This is a genomic window from Nocardia sp. NPDC060255 (assembly GCF_042727395.1).
In the GTDB taxonomy this organism is placed as follows: Bacteria; Actinomycetota; Actinomycetes; order Mycobacteriales; family Mycobacteriaceae; genus Nocardia.
The window spans coordinates 16,554-33,123 of record NZ_JBHXAU010000043.1; the positions used below are offsets into that span (position 1 = coordinate 16,554).

Below are 16,570 nucleotides of genomic sequence, written 5' to 3' on the forward strand. Positions count from 1 at the left end.
TTTACAAATGAGCAGATTTGTCTAGACAAACGACAAATCGATCTCTATCGTCCATTTCAGAGGTAATGCACGTCACACGCGACGTGCCGCTTTTGGATTGGAGACAACGATGTCGACAGCAGCCGACACGTCCGCGCAGCCGGTGTCCACCCCGGACTGGCGCGATCGCAAGCGTTATATGTGGCTGTGGGGATTGTTCGCCCCGACCGGCCTTTTCACGATCGGCATCCCACTGATCCTGGCGCTCAACGCTATTGGCTGGCATCGGCTGGCCCAGGTGCCGTTCTGGCTCGGGCCTATTCTGGTGTACATCCTGATTCCGTTGGCGGACATCTTCTTTGGTCCCGACGGTGACAATCCACCGGACGAGGTGATGGAGTACCTGGAGCAGGACAGGTACTATCGCTATCTCACCTATCTGTATTTGCCGTTCCAGTACGCCTCGCTGATCATGGCCTGCTATTTGATCACCGCCGACCAGGTGAGCTGGCTGGGCTTCGACGGCGGCCTGCACTTGGTCGACAAGATCGGCCTGGCGATCACCGTCGGCATGCTCGGCGGCATCGGCATCAATACCGCACATGAATTGGGGCACAAGAAGGTTCAGCTGGAGCGCTGGCTGTCCCGGATCGCGCTGGCCCAGTCCTTCTACGGGCATTTCTATATCGAGCACAATCGCGGCCATCACGTACGCGTCGCGACGCCGGAGGATCCGGCGAGTTCTCGTGTCGGCGAAAGCTTCTGGGCCTTCTGGCCGCGCACCGTGTGGGGCAGCCTGACGTCATCGTTGCGGTTGGAGAAGACGCGCCTTGCGCGGCTGGACAAGAAATGGTGGAGTCCGAAAAATGAGGTGCTGAGCGCGTGGCTGATGTCGGCGGTGCTGTACGCGGTTCTGATCGCGGTATTCGGGATCGCCCTGCTGCCATACCTGGTGCTGCAGGCGGTGATCGGCTTCAGCCTGCTAGAGGCGGTCAACTACCTGGAGCACTACGGTCTTGTCCGGCAACGCACTTCGTCGGGCCGGTACGAGCGGCCCGCCCCGGTGCACAGCTGGAACAGTGACCACATCGTTACCAACATCTTCCTGTACCACCTGCAGCGGCACAGCGACCACCACGCCTACCCGACCCGGCGTTACCAGACGCTGCGCAGCTGGGACGGTGCGCCGAACCTGCCGAGCGGCTACGCCAGCATGATCCTGCTCGCCTACTTCCCGCCGCTGTGGCGCCGGGTGATGGACAAGCGGGTGCTCGCGCACTATCACGGGGACATCACGCGTGCGAACATCCACCCGGCCAAGCGGGACAAGGTCATTGCCCGCTACCGAGGCGGTGTCGTGACCGGCGAGGTGCAGGCATGAATAAGTTTCGCTGCCCCGTCTGTGATTACGTCTACGACGAGGCCAAAGGTGCGCCGCACGAGGGATTTCCCGCCGGAACGCCGTGGACGGAAATTCCGGACGACTGGGCCTGTCCGGACTGTGGTGTCCGGGAAAAGATCGACTTCGATCAGGTGGAAGCTGTCAAATGAAGAACGACTTCAAACTTTTTCAGTGTATTCAATGCGGTTTCGAATACGACGAGGCCAAGGGCTGGCCGGAGGACGGGATCGTGGCGGGTACCCGCTGGGACGATATCCCCGACGACTGGACCTGTCCGGACTGCGGCGCGGCCAAGGCCGACTTCTACATGGTCGAAATAGAACGGTCGTGAGGTTTTGACTGCGGGAACCGCCCGTGACAGTCTCGCCGGTATGCCGCGCTCCGGAACCCGCATCCCCTATCAGGAGGCGGCGCGTGAACTCTTGCGCGCCTCCGTCCTCGGGGCGATGCGCGACCTGCTCACCGAACGGGACTGGTCCAAGATCACCCTCGGTGATGTGGCGGCCAAGGCCGGGGTCAGCAGGCAAACGCTCTACAACGAGTTCGGTTCCCGCAGTGGCCTCGCGCAGTCCTACGCGCTGCGCCTGGCCGACGATCTGGTCGATCACGTGGACGCGGCCATCACCGGCAATGTCGGTGATGTGCGCGCGGCGTTCCGTGAGGGAATGACCAATTTCTTTGTTGACGCCGCCGCCGATCCCCTGGTGCAATCACTGCTCGCCGGTGAGGTGAAATTGGATCTGCTGCGGCTCATCACCCTCGATGCTGGGCCGTTGCTCGACCAAGCGACCGCTCGACTGTCACTGGCTTTTCAGCACAGCTGGGTGTCGGCGACCGCGGCCGAATCGGATGTCATCGCGCACGCGCTCGTCCGCATCGCGATGAGCTACATCCCCACGCCGCCGGATCCGGGACGCGACGCACCGGGTGACTTGAGTGCGTTGCTGAGTCCGTACGTCGAGGCGATTCTGGCGGCCCGGATCGATCACTGATCGAACTCCCAAGAAGGCCAGTCTGTTTGCACTAAGTAAGCCAGTACTTCAAGCACATGTGAGCCCGCTTAAAAACCAACTGCCATGGATGTAACCCTCATCACGTTTCGGCCTCCAAGTTCTGCGAATCGGCCGTACAGTCTGGAACTATTCTCGTACATCGGAGTTAGGGTTCCTATTTAGCGGGGCAAACGTGCAAACGGTTGGCAAACCGGCGGTATCTACAGATCCCAAACGTCACTTATGGGTTTTCGGCTTGATCGCTCCACTGAGCGCTCTCTTGCCCTCGCAACTCGTGTTGCAAACGGGCGCAAAGGTGTTCTGGTGGATCGGTCCGATCATCGTGTTGATCGTCATCCCGGTCCTGGACTGGGTTGTCGGCGAGGACGGCACCAATCCGCGCGATGAGGATTACGAGTTGCTGAGCAACGACCGGTACTACCGGTGGTGCACTTATCTTTTCCTTCCTGTTCAACTGCTCGGCCTGCTCATCGCCTGCGCCATGTGGGCCGGGCACGAGCTGAGCATCGTCGACAAGCTGGGCTTGGCGGCCACGCTCGGCTTCGTCAGCGGCATCGGCATCAACGCCGCGCACGAGCTCGGCCATCGCGTCGAGCATGCGGAGCGCTGGCTGGCCAAGGTCGCGCTGGCGCAGTCGTTCTATGGACATTTCTTCGTAGAGCACAACCGCGGACATCACGTGCGGGTGGCGACTCCGGAGGACCCGGCCAGCGGCCGGCTCGGCGAGACGCTGTGGGAGTTCCTGCCGCGCAGTGTGTTCGGCAGCTTCCGCTCGGCCATCGAGCTGGAGCGGGTGCGGCTGGAGCGAAAAGGCCTGCGCTGGTTCAGCGTGCACAACCACATCCTGCAGGCGTGGTCGATGAGCATCGTGCTGTTCGGCACGATGATGGCGATCTTCGGTATCAGCATCCTGCCCTGGCTGATACTGCAGGCCGTGATCGGCGCCTCGCTGCTGGAGACGGTGAACTTCATCGAGCACTACGGCTTGCTGCGGGCCAAGCGCCCGAACGGGAACTACGCGCGCTGCTCGCCGCGGGACAGCTGGAACAGCGATCGGTTGGTCACCAACATCTTCCTGTTCCATCTGCAGCGGCACAGCGATCACCACGCCAATCCCGGCCGCAGGTACCAGACGCTGCGCAGTTCGATGCAGGCGCCGCAGTTGCCCGCCGGGTACGCGACGATGATCCTGTTCGCGATCGTGCCGCCGGTGTGGCGGGCGATCATGGACCATCGGGTGCTCGAGCACTACGACGGCGATATCACCAAGGCGAATATCCATCCGCGCAAGCGCCGCCGCCTGCTGGAGCAGTACGGCACCGTCGCGACGCTGACGGCTGCGGCCCAGGCGAATGCGGCGCAGGCGAATGCGGCGCAGGCGGGTTCGGCCACCGCGCAGCACAATTCGGCCACAGCGCAGCAGGATTCGGCGGAGTCCGACGTGCCGGAGTCCGGCGCCGCGTAGCTCCCCGGCTGCCCCGGCTCAGCGGTGGTAGGCAGGAGGCAGGGGCAAACCCTTCTCCTGCAATACCTCCCGCATGCGGTCGGGGTAGTCGGTGATCACGCCGTCCACGCCGGCATCCAGCTGCGCGGCGATGGTGGCTTTGTCGTTCACCGTCCACGGGATCACCCGCAGGTCGAGCTCGTGCGCGCGCCCGACGTAAGCCTTGTCCGCGACCAAGCCGAAGCCGGGTTCGCCCGCCTTCTTGCCGTACGGGGCCGAGTAACCGGGCGAGGCGGCATTGGCGCCCAGCGCCTTCACCGCGCCGAGCGGATCGCTCGCGAAGTCCTCGTAGCGGATCGGGCCGAGCCACTTCGAGCCGGCGACGAACGTGGTGTCGTCATAGAGCGCCACCGTCGGGATCGCCGGATTCGCCTTGCGCACCAGCGGAAGTGACCGCCAGTCGAAGCTCTGGATATCGACATTGCCGGTCTCGCCCGCCGCGGCGACCGTGCTCAGGATGACGTCGACGAACTCCTGCGGCGTCGCCGACTGCTCGGGGTGTTCGGCCTCCACCTTGGTCTCGATGTTGTAGCGCAGGTGCGCGCCACGGTAGGTCTTCACCAGATCGAACAGCGCGGGCAGCGTGGCTATCCGGTTGCCGGGCACCGCCTGCTGGCCGGGGAAATCGGTGAGGGTCTTGCCGCAGTCCAGCGTCTGGGTCTGCGCGTAGGTCAGGTCGTGCACCAGCTTGCCCACGTAGGGGAACTGCGGATCGTCCGGCACTGCGGGCGCGGTGTCCGCGCACTTGGTCGCGAGCACGGTCGGGTCGTGCCAGATCATCGGCATTTTGTCCTTGGTGAGCACGATGTCCAGTTCCAGCGTGCTCACGCCGAGTTCGATCGCCTTGGTGAAGCCGGCCAGCGATTCCTCGACGGTGAGACCGCGTCCGCCGCGGTGCGCCTGCAGCTCCACCGTTCGCGGCGCGGTAGCCGGTGACGAGTCGGATCGGCTGTCGCAGGCGGCGCTCACACCGAGGACGAGGGACCCGGCGACAGCGGCCGTGACTATGGCGCGGAGGTTCGGCATCGCGCCAAGCTAGCAAGGGTGAGTACGGTGTACCCATCCGCCGCGCCAGCGATTAACCTTGCGTGTTGGTACCGACATTCCAGGAGAGGCAGACAGAGGCTATGACGACCTCAGAACTTGGCGCCCGAACTGAACTCACCGCCGATGTCCGTAATGGCATCGACTTCAAGGTGGCAGATCTGGCGTTGGCCGAATTCGGCCGCAAGGAGATCCGGCTCGCCGAGCACGAGATGCCCGGCCTGATGGCGCTGCGCCGCGAATACGCCGAGGTGCTGCCGCTACGCGGTGCCCGTATCTCCGGCTCGCTGCACATGACCGTGCAGACCGCCGTGCTGATCGAGACCCTGGTCGCACTCGGCGCCGAGGTCCGCTGGGCCTCGTGCAACATCTTCTCCACCCAGGATCACGCCGCGGCCGCCATCGTGATCGGCCCGCACGGCACCATCGACGAGCCCAAGGGCACCCCGGTCTTCGCCTGGAAGGGCGAGACCCTGGAGGAGTACTGGTGGGCCGCCGAGCAGATGCTCACCTGGCCGAACGAACCCGCCAACATGATCCTCGACGACGGCGGTGACGCCACCATGCTCGTGCTGCGCGGCGCGCAGTTCGAGAAGGCGGGCGTGGTGCCGCCGGCGGACGAGAGCCACTCGGCCGAGTACACGGTGTTCCTGAACCTGCTGCGCGAGCGCTTCGAGTCTGACAAGGGCAAGTGGAGCGCCATCGCCGATTCGGTGCAGGGCGTCACCGAGGAGACCACCACCGGCGTGCTGCGGCTGTACCAGTTCGCCGCCGCGGGTGAGCTGGTGTTCCCGGCGATCAACGTCAACGACTCGGTCACCAAGTCCAAGTTCGACAACAAGTACGGCACCCGCCACTCGCTGATCGACGGCATCAACCGCGGCACCGATGTGCTCATCGGCGGCAAGAAGGTGCTGATCTGTGGCTACGGCGACGTCGGCAAGGGCTGTGCGGAATCGCTTGCCGGACAGGGCGCCCGGGTGCAGGTCACCGAGATCGACCCGATCAACGCGCTGCAGGCGCTGATGGACGGCTACGACGTGGTCACCGTGGACGGCGCGATCGCCGACGCCGACATCGTCATCACCTCCACCGGCAACAAGGACATCATCACCCTCGACCACATGAAGGCGATGAAGGATCACTCGATCCTCGGCAATATCGGTCACTTCGACAACGAGATCGACATGGCCGGCCTGGAGCGCTCCGGCGCGACCCGGATCAACATCAAGCCGCAGGTCGACGAGTGGACCTTCAAGGAGTCCGGCAAGTCGATCATCGTGCTGTCCGAGGGGCGCCTGCTGAACCTGGGCAACGCCACCGGACACCCGTCGTTCGTGATGTCCAACAGCTTCTCCAACCAGGTGATCGCGCAGATCGAACTGTGGACCAAGCCGGACGAATACGACAACGAGGTCTACCGCCTGCCCAAGCACCTCGATGAGAAGGTCGCCAAGATCCACGTCGAGGCGCTCGGCGGCGAGCTGACCAAGCTCACCAAGGATCAGGCCGAGTACATCGGCGTCGACGTCGACGGCCCGTACAAGCCGGAGCACTACCGCTACTGAGACCTGTTGTCCTGCCGGTCCTTTCGGACCGGCAGGACGGTCTTATCGGCTGAGGTCAGAGCTGGCAGGTCGGGCTCGGGTGCAGCAGCCAGCACAGGATCGAACCGGGGTAGGCCGACCCGCTCGCGCTACCGCTGTCGGCGACGGCGGCCGAACCCGCGCACCGGCTCGCGGCGATCGGCCACTAACCTGCTGCGCATGGGTGCATTGGTTGCGGTGGAGGGCCTCGATGGCGCAGGCAAGCGCACGCTGATCGATGCGGCCGCCGGCGAATTACGCACGCGCGGATTGCGTGTGCAAACGATGGCCTTTCCGCGTTATGGACAATCCGTGCATGCCGATCTGGCGGCCGAGGCGCTGCGCGGCGGTCACGGCGATCTGGCCGAGTCGGTCAACGGCATGGCCCTGATGTTCGCACTCGATCGGGCGGGGGCCGGCGACGAGCTGTCGAAGCTCTTGGCCGACAACGACATCGTGGTGCTCGACCGCTATGTCGCGTCCAATGCGGCGTATTCGGCGGCTCGGCTCGAACAATCGGACGACGGCGAAATCGTGCGCTGGGTGGGGGAATTGGAATTCGGGCGGTTCGCACTGCCGGTGCCCGCGCTGCAGGTGTTGCTCGACGTGCCGACCGAGGTCGCGGCCGAGCGGGCGCGCCGGCGCGGTGAACTCGACGACAGCCGGGCACTCGACGCGTACGAACGCGACGGCGGACTGCAGCACCGCACCGGCGCGGTGTACCGTGGGCTCGCTCAACGGAACTGGTATGGGCCGTGGTGGATATTCCGATCCGGTGACGATCCAGCCACGCTGGCTGCGCGATTGGCCGATTTGATTACCCGCTAGGGTTAGATGTGCGGCGGGTTCACACCAGTGTTGGCGTGGCAGCCCGATCCTGGCCTGGGAGATGACAACATAGTAATTATGAAGCCGAAGATTCTGGTCGTCGACGACGATATGGCACTCGCAGAGATGCTCACGATCGTCTTGCGCGGGGAAGGGTTCGACCCGCATGTGGTCGGCGACGGCACACAGGCCCTGGCGGCGGTTCGCGAGATCCGCCCCGATCTGGTGCTGCTGGACCTGATGCTGCCCGGCATGAACGGCATCGATGTATGCCGCGTGCTGCGGGCCGATTCCGGGGTACCGATCGTGATGCTCACCGCGAAGACCGACACGGTCGACGTGGTGCTCGGACTCGAGTCAGGTGCCGACGATTACATCGTCAAACCGTTCAAGCCGAAGGAACTCGTCGCGAGGGTGCGCGCTCGATTGCGCCGCACCGAGGACGAGCCCGCCGAGCTGTTGTCCATCGCCGACATCGTGATCGATGTGCCCGCGCACAAGGTGACTCGTGGCGGCGCGCAGATCTCGCTGACGCCGCTCGAGTTCGATCTGCTTGTCGCGCTGGCGCGTAAGCCGCGTCAGGTGTTCACCCGCGAGGTGCTGCTCGAACAGGTCTGGGGCTACCGGCATGCCGCCGATACCCGACTGGTGAACGTGCATGTGCAGCGGCTGCGCGCCAAGGTCGAGAAGGATCCCGAGAATCCGGAGATCGTGTTGACCGTGCGCGGCGTCGGTTACAAGGCCGGACCGCCGTGATCGGTCGCGGTGCGCGACTCGTGGCAGCGTTCGTGCGGACGGAGGCATCGAGCGCCGACGAGGCGTGGCAGTGACCGATCGCTCCAGAAATCAACTGGAGCGGCGACTGGCCGCGGTGGGGGCCCGGTTCACCGAACTGGGCACGCTGCTCGGCCACCTGTGGCAGCGGTCGCTGCAACTGCGGGTCGCGGTCTCGACGATCACCCTGTCGTTGATCGTGATCACGATTCTCGGTGTGGTGCTGACCGATCAGATCACCAACCGGATGCTGGACACCAAGATCAACGCGGCGGTCGAGGAGATGGGCCGCGCGCGCAACGCGGTGCATCAGCAACTGGTCGGCTCGCACGACACCAGCGCCCAACTGAAAGAGGCGCGCAACGCGTTGTCCAGCGACGGCAGCCCGCAGACCGGCGTCGCGGGCAGTTACGACGTGGCGCTGGTGATGATGGGCAGCGGCCAGACGGAGCTCAACGCGGGCCCGATTCAGGACGTGCCCAACGAGCTGCGCAACTTCGTCCGGCGCGGACAGGTCAGCCGCCAGTTCACCACCGTCTCGGACTCGAGCGGGTATCACGGGCCCGCCTTGATCATCGGCAGCCCGAGCACCGAAGTGCCCACGCTGGAGATCTATCTCATCTTCCCGCTGGCCAGCGAGGCGCGCAGTCTGTCGCTGATGCGCGGCACCATGCTGATCGGCGGCATCGTGCTGCTCGTTCTGCTTGCCGCCATCACCGCGCTGGTGACGCGGCAGGTGGTGCTGCCGATTCGGTCGGCGGCGCGGATCGCCGGTCGTTTCGCCGACGGCAGGCTCAAGGAACGCATGCTGGTGCGCGGCGAGGACGACATGGCGCGGCTGGCGCAGGCGTTCAACGAGATGGCCGAGAGCCTGTCCAACCAGATCACCCAGCTGGAGGAATTCGGAAACCTGCAGCGCCGGTTCACCTCTGACGTCAGCCACGAGCTGCGCACCCCGTTGACCACCGTGCGAATGGCCGCGGACCTGATCCACGGCAGCAGTGACGATCTGGATCCGGCGCTGGCCCGCAGCGCGGAACTGTTGGTCAACGAGCTGGACCGGTTCGAGGGCCTGCTCAACGACCTGCTCGAGATCAGCCGCCACGACGCGGGCGTCGCCGAGCTGCAGGTCGAATCGCTGGACGTGCGGATGTGCGCGCGTGCGGCCATCTCGACGGTGCGCCACCTGGCCAAGGACGCCGGTGTCGAGGTCGTCATCGATCTGCCGGAGGACCCGCTGGTCGCCGAGGTCGATCCGCGCCGGGTCGAGCGGGTGCTGCGGAATCTGCTCGCCAACGCCATCGATCACAGCGAGGGCAAGCCGGTGCTGATCCGGATGCGCGGCGACGGCGACGCCAACGCGGTGTCCGTGGTGGTGCGCGACCAGGGCGTCGGCCTGCGGCCCGGCGAGGAGAAGCTGGTGTTCAACCGGTTCTGGCGCTCCGATCCGTCCCGGATGCGCCGTTCCGGCGGCACCGGCCTCGGTCTGTCGATCAGCGTGGAGGACGCGAACCTGCACGAAGGCAGGCTGGAAGCCTGGGGCGAGGTCGGTATCGGTGCGAGCTTCCGGCTGACGCTGCCGCTGGTGCGCGGCAAGAAGCTCGGCGCGAGCCCGCTCTCGCTGGAACCCATTCGCAAGCAGGCCGTCGTCCGGCAGGTCGAACTGGAGGTCGTGCCGAATTCGGCTGAGCCGGAACCGGATACGACGCCGGGCGACGGCGCGGCGGCACCGGCGAACGGGAACGGGTCGTCGGCGGGCACGCCGTCGCAGGCGGGTGCCGACGCGGTGCCGAAATCGGGAGACGTACCGTCATGAGTCGGCGTCACCCGCCCGGCCAGCGCCAATCCGATGCGCAGCTCCGACGGGGCGCCGCGTCCCGGGGAAGGGGTTTCATGAGCAGGCGTGCCGGTTCGGCGACGAGGCAGCGGCTGTTCGCGTGCGGCGCGGCGGCCCTCGCGGCGCTGGTCGTGCTCTCCGGGTGCGCGAGCCTGCCGGAATCCTCGGCGCCGCAGGCGCTCGGCACCATCAACCGCGAGCCGACCTCGGAGGGACCGCCCGCCCCCATCCAGGGACGCGATCCCGATCTGCTGCTGCGCGACTTCCTGCTGGCCACCGCCGACCCGACCAATCGGCACCTGGCGGCCCGCCAGTACATGACCCCGTCGGCCGCCGCGCAGTGGGACGATTCCGCGGGCACCACGATCGTGGAGAAGCCGGATACCTTGCGCGAGTCGCGCACCGGCGACAAGGCGACCTATCGGATCCGGGCGCGCAAGGTCGCCGACCTGGACAGCAACGGCGCGTACCGGGCCTCGGCCGACCCGCCGCTGGAAAACAAGATCGAGATGACCAAGGTCAACGACGAATGGCGCATCGACGAGCTGCCCGACGGTGTGGTGATGGACGCGATCGCGTTCGGCAAGTCGTACCGGCGCTATGTGCTCTACTTCGTCGATCCGACCAGTAGCGTCGTCGTCCCGGACCTGCGCTGGGCCGCCGTGCCCAAGGCACAGCTGACCCAGCGGCTGCTCGGCATGCTCGGCGAGGGCACCCAGCCCGCGCTCGCCCCGGTGCTGCGCAACGAGCTGGCCGCGCCGATCACCCTGCGCGGCCCCATCACCAAGGCCAACGGCGATCCGGACGAGGTCGGCGTCGGGCTCGGCGGGGTGAAGATCGACTTCGCCGGCGCCTCGGCGCTCAACCCGCACGATCGCGAGTTACTCGCCGCGCAGGTGGTGCTCACCCTGGCGGGCGCGGACGTGCCCGGCCCGTATGTGCTGCTCGCCGACGGCAAACCGTTCGACGATCGGTTCACCGGCAGCGGCTGGTCGGTCGCCGACGTGCAGCAGTACAGCCAGCCGACGCTGGGCAACACTCAGGTCGGCCTGCACGCGCTGCGCGGTGGCGCGCTGGTGCAGGTGCCGGAGAACAACGCGCCCATCGCGCCCGCACCCGGTTACTTCGGGACCGTGAACAACCTGCTGTCCGCGGCGCTTTCGCCGGACAGTCAGCTGGTCGCCGGCGTCGCCGATACCGGACGGCCTGCGGAACCGCCGCGCACCCTGATGATCGGCACCTACGGCGGCAACGCGATTCCGGTGCTGGCGGGCAACAGCATCACCCGGCCGTCCTGGAACATCGACGGCACTGCCGCGTGGGCGGTCATCGATGGCGAGCGGGTGATCCGTGCGGTCAACGATCGGACTACCAACACCGTCTCGATACAAGATGTGGACACCTCGGCGCTCACCGCCGCCGGATCGGGCTCGACCTTCCGTGCGCCCATCACCGAGCTGCGGATCTCCCGTACCGGCGTGCGGGCCGCGTTGATCGCCGACGGGAAAGTTTATGTCGCGGTGGTCATTCCGAAGCCGGGCGGCGGTTTCGCGCTGGCCTCGCCGCTGCCGGTCGGCGTCAATTCGAGTGCGGCCGCCGTGTCGTTGTCGTGGTTCGGCAGCGACCGGTTGATCATCTCCAGGGAGGGCAATGTCGACCCGGTCGGCACCGTGTCGATCGACGGCTCGCAGCCGATCCCGCAGACCAGCCGGAACCTGACGGCGCCGGTGCGCCAGGTCAGTGCCACCCCCGAACATCAGTACGCCGCCGATTCTCGTGCGGTGCTGGAGCTGACCAGTAATCCGGACGGCGGCGAGCCGTACTGGCGTGAGGTGCCGGGGCTCGGCGCGAACGCCGTCCCGGTGCTGCCGGGCTGAGTCCGTTCGGACAGTGTAAATCGTTCTGCTGCAACGGAATCAGAGGTTTGCCGGGTTGCGTCCGCTGACCTTGTCGGTGGGTGCGCGCACACTCGGGCGATGCGGACCCTGCTGGATCTGATCCTGCCCGCCGCCTGTGCGGGCTGCCGCGGCGCCGGTACCGGCTGGTGCGCCGAATGCGCGGCGGCACTCGCGGGTCCGCCGACGCGAGTGTGGCCGCGGACCGATCCGGGGGTGCCGTGCTGGGCGCTCGGGCCGTACGCAGGGCCGGGGCGGCGGGCGGTGCTCGCCGCCAAGGAGGACGGGCGCCGCGATCTGGCCGAGCCGCTCGGGCTGGCGCTCGCCGGTGCACTCGCGCGTTTACGGGCCGGGGATCGGCCACTCCTGCTGGTGCCCGCGCCGAGCCGGAAGGTCGCGGCGCGCAGGCGCGGCGGCGATCCGGTGCTGCGGATGGCGCGGGTAGCCGCGAGTTGGCTGCCTGATAGCCAGGTGGTATCTCTGTTGCGGGTGTGGTGGGGTGTGCGTGATTCGGTGGGCTTGACGTCCGGTGAGCGGGCTCACAATCTTGGTGGTCGTGTCACCACACTACCCGGCCGCGGAGCCGGGCCGCGGATGCCGGAAAACGCCGAGGTAGTGCTGGTCGACGACGTGCTGACAACCGGTGCGACGGCCCGCGAGTCGGTGCGCGCGCTGGCTCGGATCGGCCTGCGGCCACACGCCGTACTGGTTACCTGTGCTGCTTGACTCCGGGAAATTTGCGTGAACACTGGCGCACTCCCCGATGTCGTACTAGCGTCGCGATCACACACCCGAACCGGGAGTTTGGAGGTGGCGCCTCGGACATCATGTGCCGAGAGATCGTCGATCGGCACGGCTCATTCCCGCCGCACGCACGTTGTCTGTGCGGCCATATTCGGGAGGTACGCGTGACGACTTCTTCACGACCTTCAGTGCAAGACGCCGCTCCTTCGGTGTTGGATGACAGCACCTTGGACGTGACCGAACAATCCCTTGCGGACCAGACCAAGACGCCCCGCGCGGACGTCGTGGTCAAGGGTCGCAATGTCGAAGTTCCGGATCATTTTCGAATCTATGTCGCGGAGAAACTCTCCCGGCTCGAACGTTTCGATCCGTCCATATTCATTTTCGACGTAGAGCTGTTCCACGAGCGAAATCGTCGGCAGCGCAAGAGTTGTCAGCGGGTGGAGATCACCGCGCGCGGCAAGGGCCCGATCGTCCGGGCCGAGGCCTGCGCCGACAGTTTCTACGCCGCGCTCGAGTCGGTGACGGCGAAGCTGGAGAGCCGCCTGCGCCGCACCAAGGATCGCCGCAAGGTGCACTACGGAGACAAGACCCCGGTATCCGTGGCCCAGGCGACCGCTGATCTGGTGGACGACTCGCTCTTCGTCGAGCCGAACGGAAACGGCGCGGGCACCGCGCACGACCACCCGGACGGCGACGCGCGCCGCCGCCCCGACGAACTGCTGGAAAACTCCGAATACGCGGCCGGACCCGGCCATATCGTTCGCACCAAGGTGCACACCGCCACCCCGATGTCCGTCGACGACGCCCTCTACCAGATGGAACTCGTCGGCCATGACTTCTTCCTCTTCCAAGACCGAGAGACCGACCGACCGTCGGTTGTCTATCGTCGGCACGCCTTCGACTACGGCCTCATCCGGCTCGCATAGTCCAGGGTTCCCACCCCATCCGCCGCTCCGGGCAGTCAACGCTCGAGTTGGGTGCCCGGAGACCTGCTTCGGTCGAAGTGATCAATTCACCGCCTAGGCACGGCTTCGTCGCGAATTACGTAAGACCCGTTGTCGCCGTGGATGTTTCGCGTTTGGACCAAGCCCGTGCGAGGTCGAGCAGGCGACGTATGTCCGAGTCGATATCGCTCGACGGTGCGCCGAAGCGATCGGCGACACGCGATGCCGTGGCCGGTGTGACGCCGTTGCGTTTGGCCGTGATGGCCTGCCGCAGCTGCCTGGCGTAGCGCGCACTGCTCGGCGGTCCGGGTTCCGCCGGATGATCAGCGGGTAGGTACCGGTGCAGCTGCATCAGTGCGTCGCGGATCTCGACGGTCATCCGGAGCAGGCGGGCGTCCGGCGGGACCGAACCCGTTGCGGGAAGCACGATTTCGGGCACCGCCGCGGTGAGATCGCGCCACAGCGGCCGCAGTCGGCGGCAGTGCCGCCCGGCTCGGTCCCAGCCGGTGCGCGCCGACAACAGCTCGGCCAGCGGGACGGCCAGCATCGCCGCCAGCACGAACACCGTGCCGAAATTCGGTGCGGCCCAACGGGTCAGGTGCGGATCCTCGGCTTGCCAATGCCCGGTGTGCCGGGCGATCGAGCTGACCAGGCCGGCGGCCGCGATGAACGGCGCGGCCAGCAGGGCGGAGAAGACGACGCGTTCATACCGCGTCACGTCGCCGCCGCGCAGTTCGCGCAGGCCGACCCGCCAGACCAGCGTGCCCACCGCGAGCAGCGGAATCCACATCACCGCCGACACCACGAACTCCTGCCAGCTACTGTCCTGGCCGAGCAGCGTCCCGGCCCGCCGATAGGGCGTACCGATGATCAGGATCAGCAGCACGGATGCGGCGGCGGCCAGGTCGAGATAGCGCTGGCGGCGCGTGGCACGGCGCGGGTCCGTGCCGGCCCACCGCATCGCGGCGCCGCAGAGGCTCGCGATGGCGAGCATGGTGGCGCCCATCGACAGCTGATGCAGCAGACTGCCGAACCGCGGCGCGATGCCCCGCTCGAGCAGCACCAGTGACAGCGCGGTCCAGGCCAGCGTGCGGTTGAGCAGGCGGTCGATCGCGGTGCGGTTGAGCAGCGCGACGCGTCCGAGGACCACCGCCACGACGAAGACGATCACCGGCACCGCGAGCAGCGCGGGGACGGGCGAGCTCACCGACGGCGGTCGCGGAAGAAGGTCCGGTGTAGCAACGAGTCTCGGCGCGGTGGCCGCATGGCGTGCAGCATGACCATGTCGGCGAAGGTTTCGGCATCGCGTTCGCGGGTGGTGCCGTAGTCGGTGCGGCCGAGGACGTGCGCGATGGATTCCGGCGAGATCGACGGCAGCAGTTCGGCGACCGCGGCCACCGTCGGCGTGCTCGGCGCGGGGTCGCCGTCGGTCGGCTGCTCCGGGCCGTGACCGAGCAGCATGTGGCCGAGCTCGTGCACGATGATGTGCTCGGCGTGCCACTCGGTGGTGTCCGCGCCGTAGACGATGACATCGCTGTCCTGCTTGGCGATCCACAGTCCGCTGCCGGTGCCGCATCCGGTGCCCGCGAGCAGCGCGGTATCGATCGGCAGCAGGGTGATGCTCCGGCCGCGATACTGCGCGACGTCGTCGAGATAGCTCGACAGATCCCACGGGTGCGGAATCGGTACGTCCCGGGTCAGGTTCCGGAACCGGGCCTGCATGGCCATGCGATCGATCTCCTACAGCAAGCTCGTTGCCCCCGTGTAGGTAGCGATATTACCGACTCGGCGGTACGGGGCGATCGGTGCTCTCGATGATCCTGGCGAGAATCGACTGATCGATGTTGGAACCGCGCAGCGCGATGCTGGAGACATTGGCATCGCGCATGGTCGCGAGCAGCTCGAGCTCGCGGTCGATGGCCGCGGCCGCCGGTCCCGTGGTGGTGAGGTAGTCGGCGGCCACCCCGAAGGTCTGCGCGATGGCCGCGAGCAGCTCCGGTTCGACTGCGCCAGCGGCGTTCTCGCCGTCGAATTCGCCGCTGCGTAGTCGCTCGAGCTGGCTGGCCGGGACGGTCCGGCGTAGGTAGTCGCTCGCCAGTTCGGCCACCGTCGCATTGCTGCGCTCCGGCGCGGAGCGTGGATGCATCACCGCGAAGAGCCGGTTGATCTTGTGACTCAGCGTGAGTTTCCCGTTGGCCCGCGCGTCCTCTGCCATCTCGGTCACCTCAGTGCCCACCGTTTCGGCTCGCGGTCGTCGCCAGGTTGGCAGCCAGCCAGCGTGCCTGGAATTGACCTTCTGTCGCAGCATCCACGTCCTCCGAGCGTCCCGCCAGCCAGCGCCGGTAGCGCCGTTCCTGTAGTTCGGTCGCGTCGCTGGCTTCGGCGGGCACCTCGAGCAGGTGCGCGAACGCCATTTCGACGAGGGGGTGCAGCACTCGGCCCGGGCCGCCGTTGCGTTCCAGCATGGTGGTCGCGTAACGCGCGGACAGGGTGGAGACCACCCGGTTGAGTTCGCCGATCGCGGCGACCAGTTGCGGATCGGTCGCGTTGCCCTTTTCGACGGCGTCGTTGAGCCGGCCCGCGGTCGCGAGAAGGCCGGTGAGGTCGGCGATTTCGAAGCGGATCGAGTCGGGACCGGCCACGACGGACTCGCCGGGGTGGCGGGCGGGCGGCGCGGGGTCGGCGACCGCGGGGGTGCCGCCCGCATAGGTTCGCGCGGCACTGCCCGGCAGCCAGCGCAGCGGCGCGTCGAGTTTGTTCAGCGTGGTCGTGCTGATCGCTGCGTCGCCGTCCTCGATCTTGCGAATCGTCGGTGCCGATGGCCCGCCGAGATCGCCGATCTGTAACTGCGTGAGTCCGAGCTCGTCCCGGCGCTCCTTGATGATTCGGCCGAATCTCTTCTGGCGCCGCGACAGCTCCGAAGGGCTATGCATAGTGCACTCAAGGGTAGGCGCGACCAGGGGCAAAGGCAAACCAATAGAAAGTGTTTGAAAAATTAGTAGCAATATTGCTACTGT

At 66.6% G+C, this 16,570-nt stretch carries 17 protein-coding genes; 12 read left to right on the forward strand and 5 right to left on the reverse strand.

The genetic code is table 11. The features are described 5' to 3' along the window. Nucleotides 1–109: 109 nt before the first annotated feature. From ACFWF1_RS42335 to ACFWF1_RS42355, 5 genes are all read left to right on the forward strand, one after another. Complete coding sequence (locus tag ACFWF1_RS42335) at nt 110–1,360, forward strand: alkane 1-monooxygenase (RefSeq protein ID WP_379285627.1); 1,251 nt, start codon at nt 110–112, stop codon at nt 1,358–1,360. Further along, nucleotides 1,357–1,530 (forward strand): rubredoxin, encoded by a 174-nt coding sequence (locus ACFWF1_RS42340; RefSeq protein WP_379285625.1) that lies wholly within the window; start codon nt 1,357–1,359, stop codon nt 1,528–1,530. Before ACFWF1_RS42335 ends, ACFWF1_RS42340 begins: the two co-directional genes overlap by 4 nt. Beyond that, nucleotides 1,527–1,712 (forward strand): rubredoxin, encoded by a 186-nt coding sequence (locus tag ACFWF1_RS42345; protein ID WP_379285624.1) that lies wholly within the window; start codon nt 1,527–1,529, stop codon nt 1,710–1,712. Before ACFWF1_RS42340 ends, ACFWF1_RS42345 begins: the two co-directional genes overlap by 4 nt. Before the next feature lie 40 nt (nt 1,713–1,752). Continuing rightward, on the forward strand, nt 1,753–2,373 hold the full coding sequence (locus ACFWF1_RS42350) for a TetR/AcrR family transcriptional regulator (RefSeq protein WP_379285622.1): 621 nt from the start codon (nt 1,753–1,755) through the stop codon (nt 2,371–2,373). A 295-nt stretch (nt 2,374–2,668) separates the two neighbouring features. Beyond that, a complete protein-coding gene (locus ACFWF1_RS42355) occupies nt 2,669–3,859 on the forward strand; it encodes an alkane 1-monooxygenase (RefSeq protein WP_379285620.1) in 1,191 nt (396 codons plus the stop codon). Nucleotides 3,860–3,877: 18 nt separating this feature from the next. Here ACFWF1_RS42355 and ACFWF1_RS42360 read toward each other — a convergent pair whose 3' ends face one another. Further along, nucleotides 3,878–4,924 carry a glycerophosphodiester phosphodiesterase family protein gene (locus tag ACFWF1_RS42360; RefSeq protein ID WP_379285619.1) on the reverse strand — a complete coding sequence of 349 codons (1,047 nt, stop codon included), beginning with the start codon at nt 4,922–4,924 and terminating at the stop codon, nt 3,878–3,880. A 101-nt stretch (nt 4,925–5,025) separates the two neighbouring features. Between ACFWF1_RS42360 and ahcY the strand changes: the two genes are divergently transcribed. From ahcY to hpf, 7 genes are all read left to right on the forward strand, one after another. Beyond that, the gene (gene ahcY / locus ACFWF1_RS42365) at nt 5,026–6,510 is read left to right on the forward strand and encodes an adenosylhomocysteinase (protein WP_379285617.1); all 1,485 of its coding nucleotides are present in this window, start codon (nt 5,026–5,028) and stop codon (nt 6,508–6,510) included. A gap of 198 nt (nt 6,511–6,708) precedes the next feature. Then, nucleotides 6,709–7,356, forward strand: a complete 648-nt coding sequence (locus ACFWF1_RS42370; RefSeq protein WP_379285616.1) for a dTMP kinase — start codon at nt 6,709–6,711, stop codon at nt 7,354–7,356. Nucleotides 7,357–7,434: 78 nt separating this feature from the next. Continuing rightward, nucleotides 7,435–8,112: an MtrAB system response regulator MtrA gene (mtrA, locus tag ACFWF1_RS42375; RefSeq protein ID WP_069163595.1), complete on the forward strand. Its 678-nt coding sequence runs from the start codon at nt 7,435–7,437 to the stop codon at nt 8,110–8,112. Between the two features lie 64 nt (nt 8,113–8,176). After that, nucleotides 8,177–9,946: an MtrAB system histidine kinase MtrB gene (gene mtrB / locus ACFWF1_RS42380; RefSeq protein WP_379285615.1), complete on the forward strand. Its 1,770-nt coding sequence runs from the start codon at nt 8,177–8,179 to the stop codon at nt 9,944–9,946. A gap of 77 nt (nt 9,947–10,023) precedes the next feature. Further along, on the forward strand, nt 10,024–11,844 hold the full coding sequence (lpqB, locus tag ACFWF1_RS42385; protein WP_379285614.1) for an MtrAB system accessory lipoprotein LpqB: 1,821 nt from the start codon (nt 10,024–10,026) through the stop codon (nt 11,842–11,844). A 99-nt stretch (nt 11,845–11,943) separates the two neighbouring features. Next, nucleotides 11,944–12,588 carry a ComF family protein gene (locus ACFWF1_RS42390; RefSeq protein WP_379285613.1) on the forward strand — a complete coding sequence of 215 codons (645 nt, stop codon included), beginning with the start codon at nt 11,944–11,946 and terminating at the stop codon, nt 12,586–12,588. Nucleotides 12,589–12,770: 182 nt separating this feature from the next. Next, nucleotides 12,771–13,535: a ribosome hibernation-promoting factor, HPF/YfiA family gene (gene hpf, locus ACFWF1_RS42395; RefSeq protein ID WP_379285612.1), complete on the forward strand. Its 765-nt coding sequence runs from the start codon at nt 12,771–12,773 to the stop codon at nt 13,533–13,535. Nucleotides 13,536–13,650: 115 nt separating this feature from the next. On the opposite strand, the gene ACFWF1_RS42400 is transcribed toward hpf, so the two are convergent. The 4 genes from ACFWF1_RS42400 to ACFWF1_RS42415 are packed head-to-tail and all read right to left on the reverse strand — an operon-like array spanning nt 13,651 to nt 16,486. Continuing rightward, entirely contained in the window at nt 13,651–14,760 is a 1,110-nt protein-coding gene (locus tag ACFWF1_RS42400; protein WP_379285610.1) for an MAB_1171c family putative transporter, read from the reverse strand. Further along, nucleotides 14,757–15,281 carry a hypothetical protein gene (locus ACFWF1_RS42405; RefSeq protein ID WP_379285609.1) on the reverse strand — a complete coding sequence of 175 codons (525 nt, stop codon included), beginning with the start codon at nt 15,279–15,281 and terminating at the stop codon, nt 14,757–14,759. The genes ACFWF1_RS42400 and ACFWF1_RS42405 overlap by 4 nt, the downstream gene beginning before the upstream one ends. A 49-nt stretch (nt 15,282–15,330) precedes the next feature. Then, on the reverse strand, nt 15,331–15,768 hold the full coding sequence (locus tag ACFWF1_RS42410; RefSeq protein ID WP_379285607.1) for a hypothetical protein: 438 nt from the start codon (nt 15,766–15,768) through the stop codon (nt 15,331–15,333). A 10-nt stretch (nt 15,769–15,778) separates the two neighbouring features. Further along, nucleotides 15,779–16,486, reverse strand: a complete 708-nt coding sequence (locus ACFWF1_RS42415; RefSeq protein WP_379285605.1) for a helix-turn-helix domain-containing protein — start codon at nt 16,484–16,486, stop codon at nt 15,779–15,781. Between the last annotated feature and the right edge of the window lie 84 nt (nt 16,487–16,570).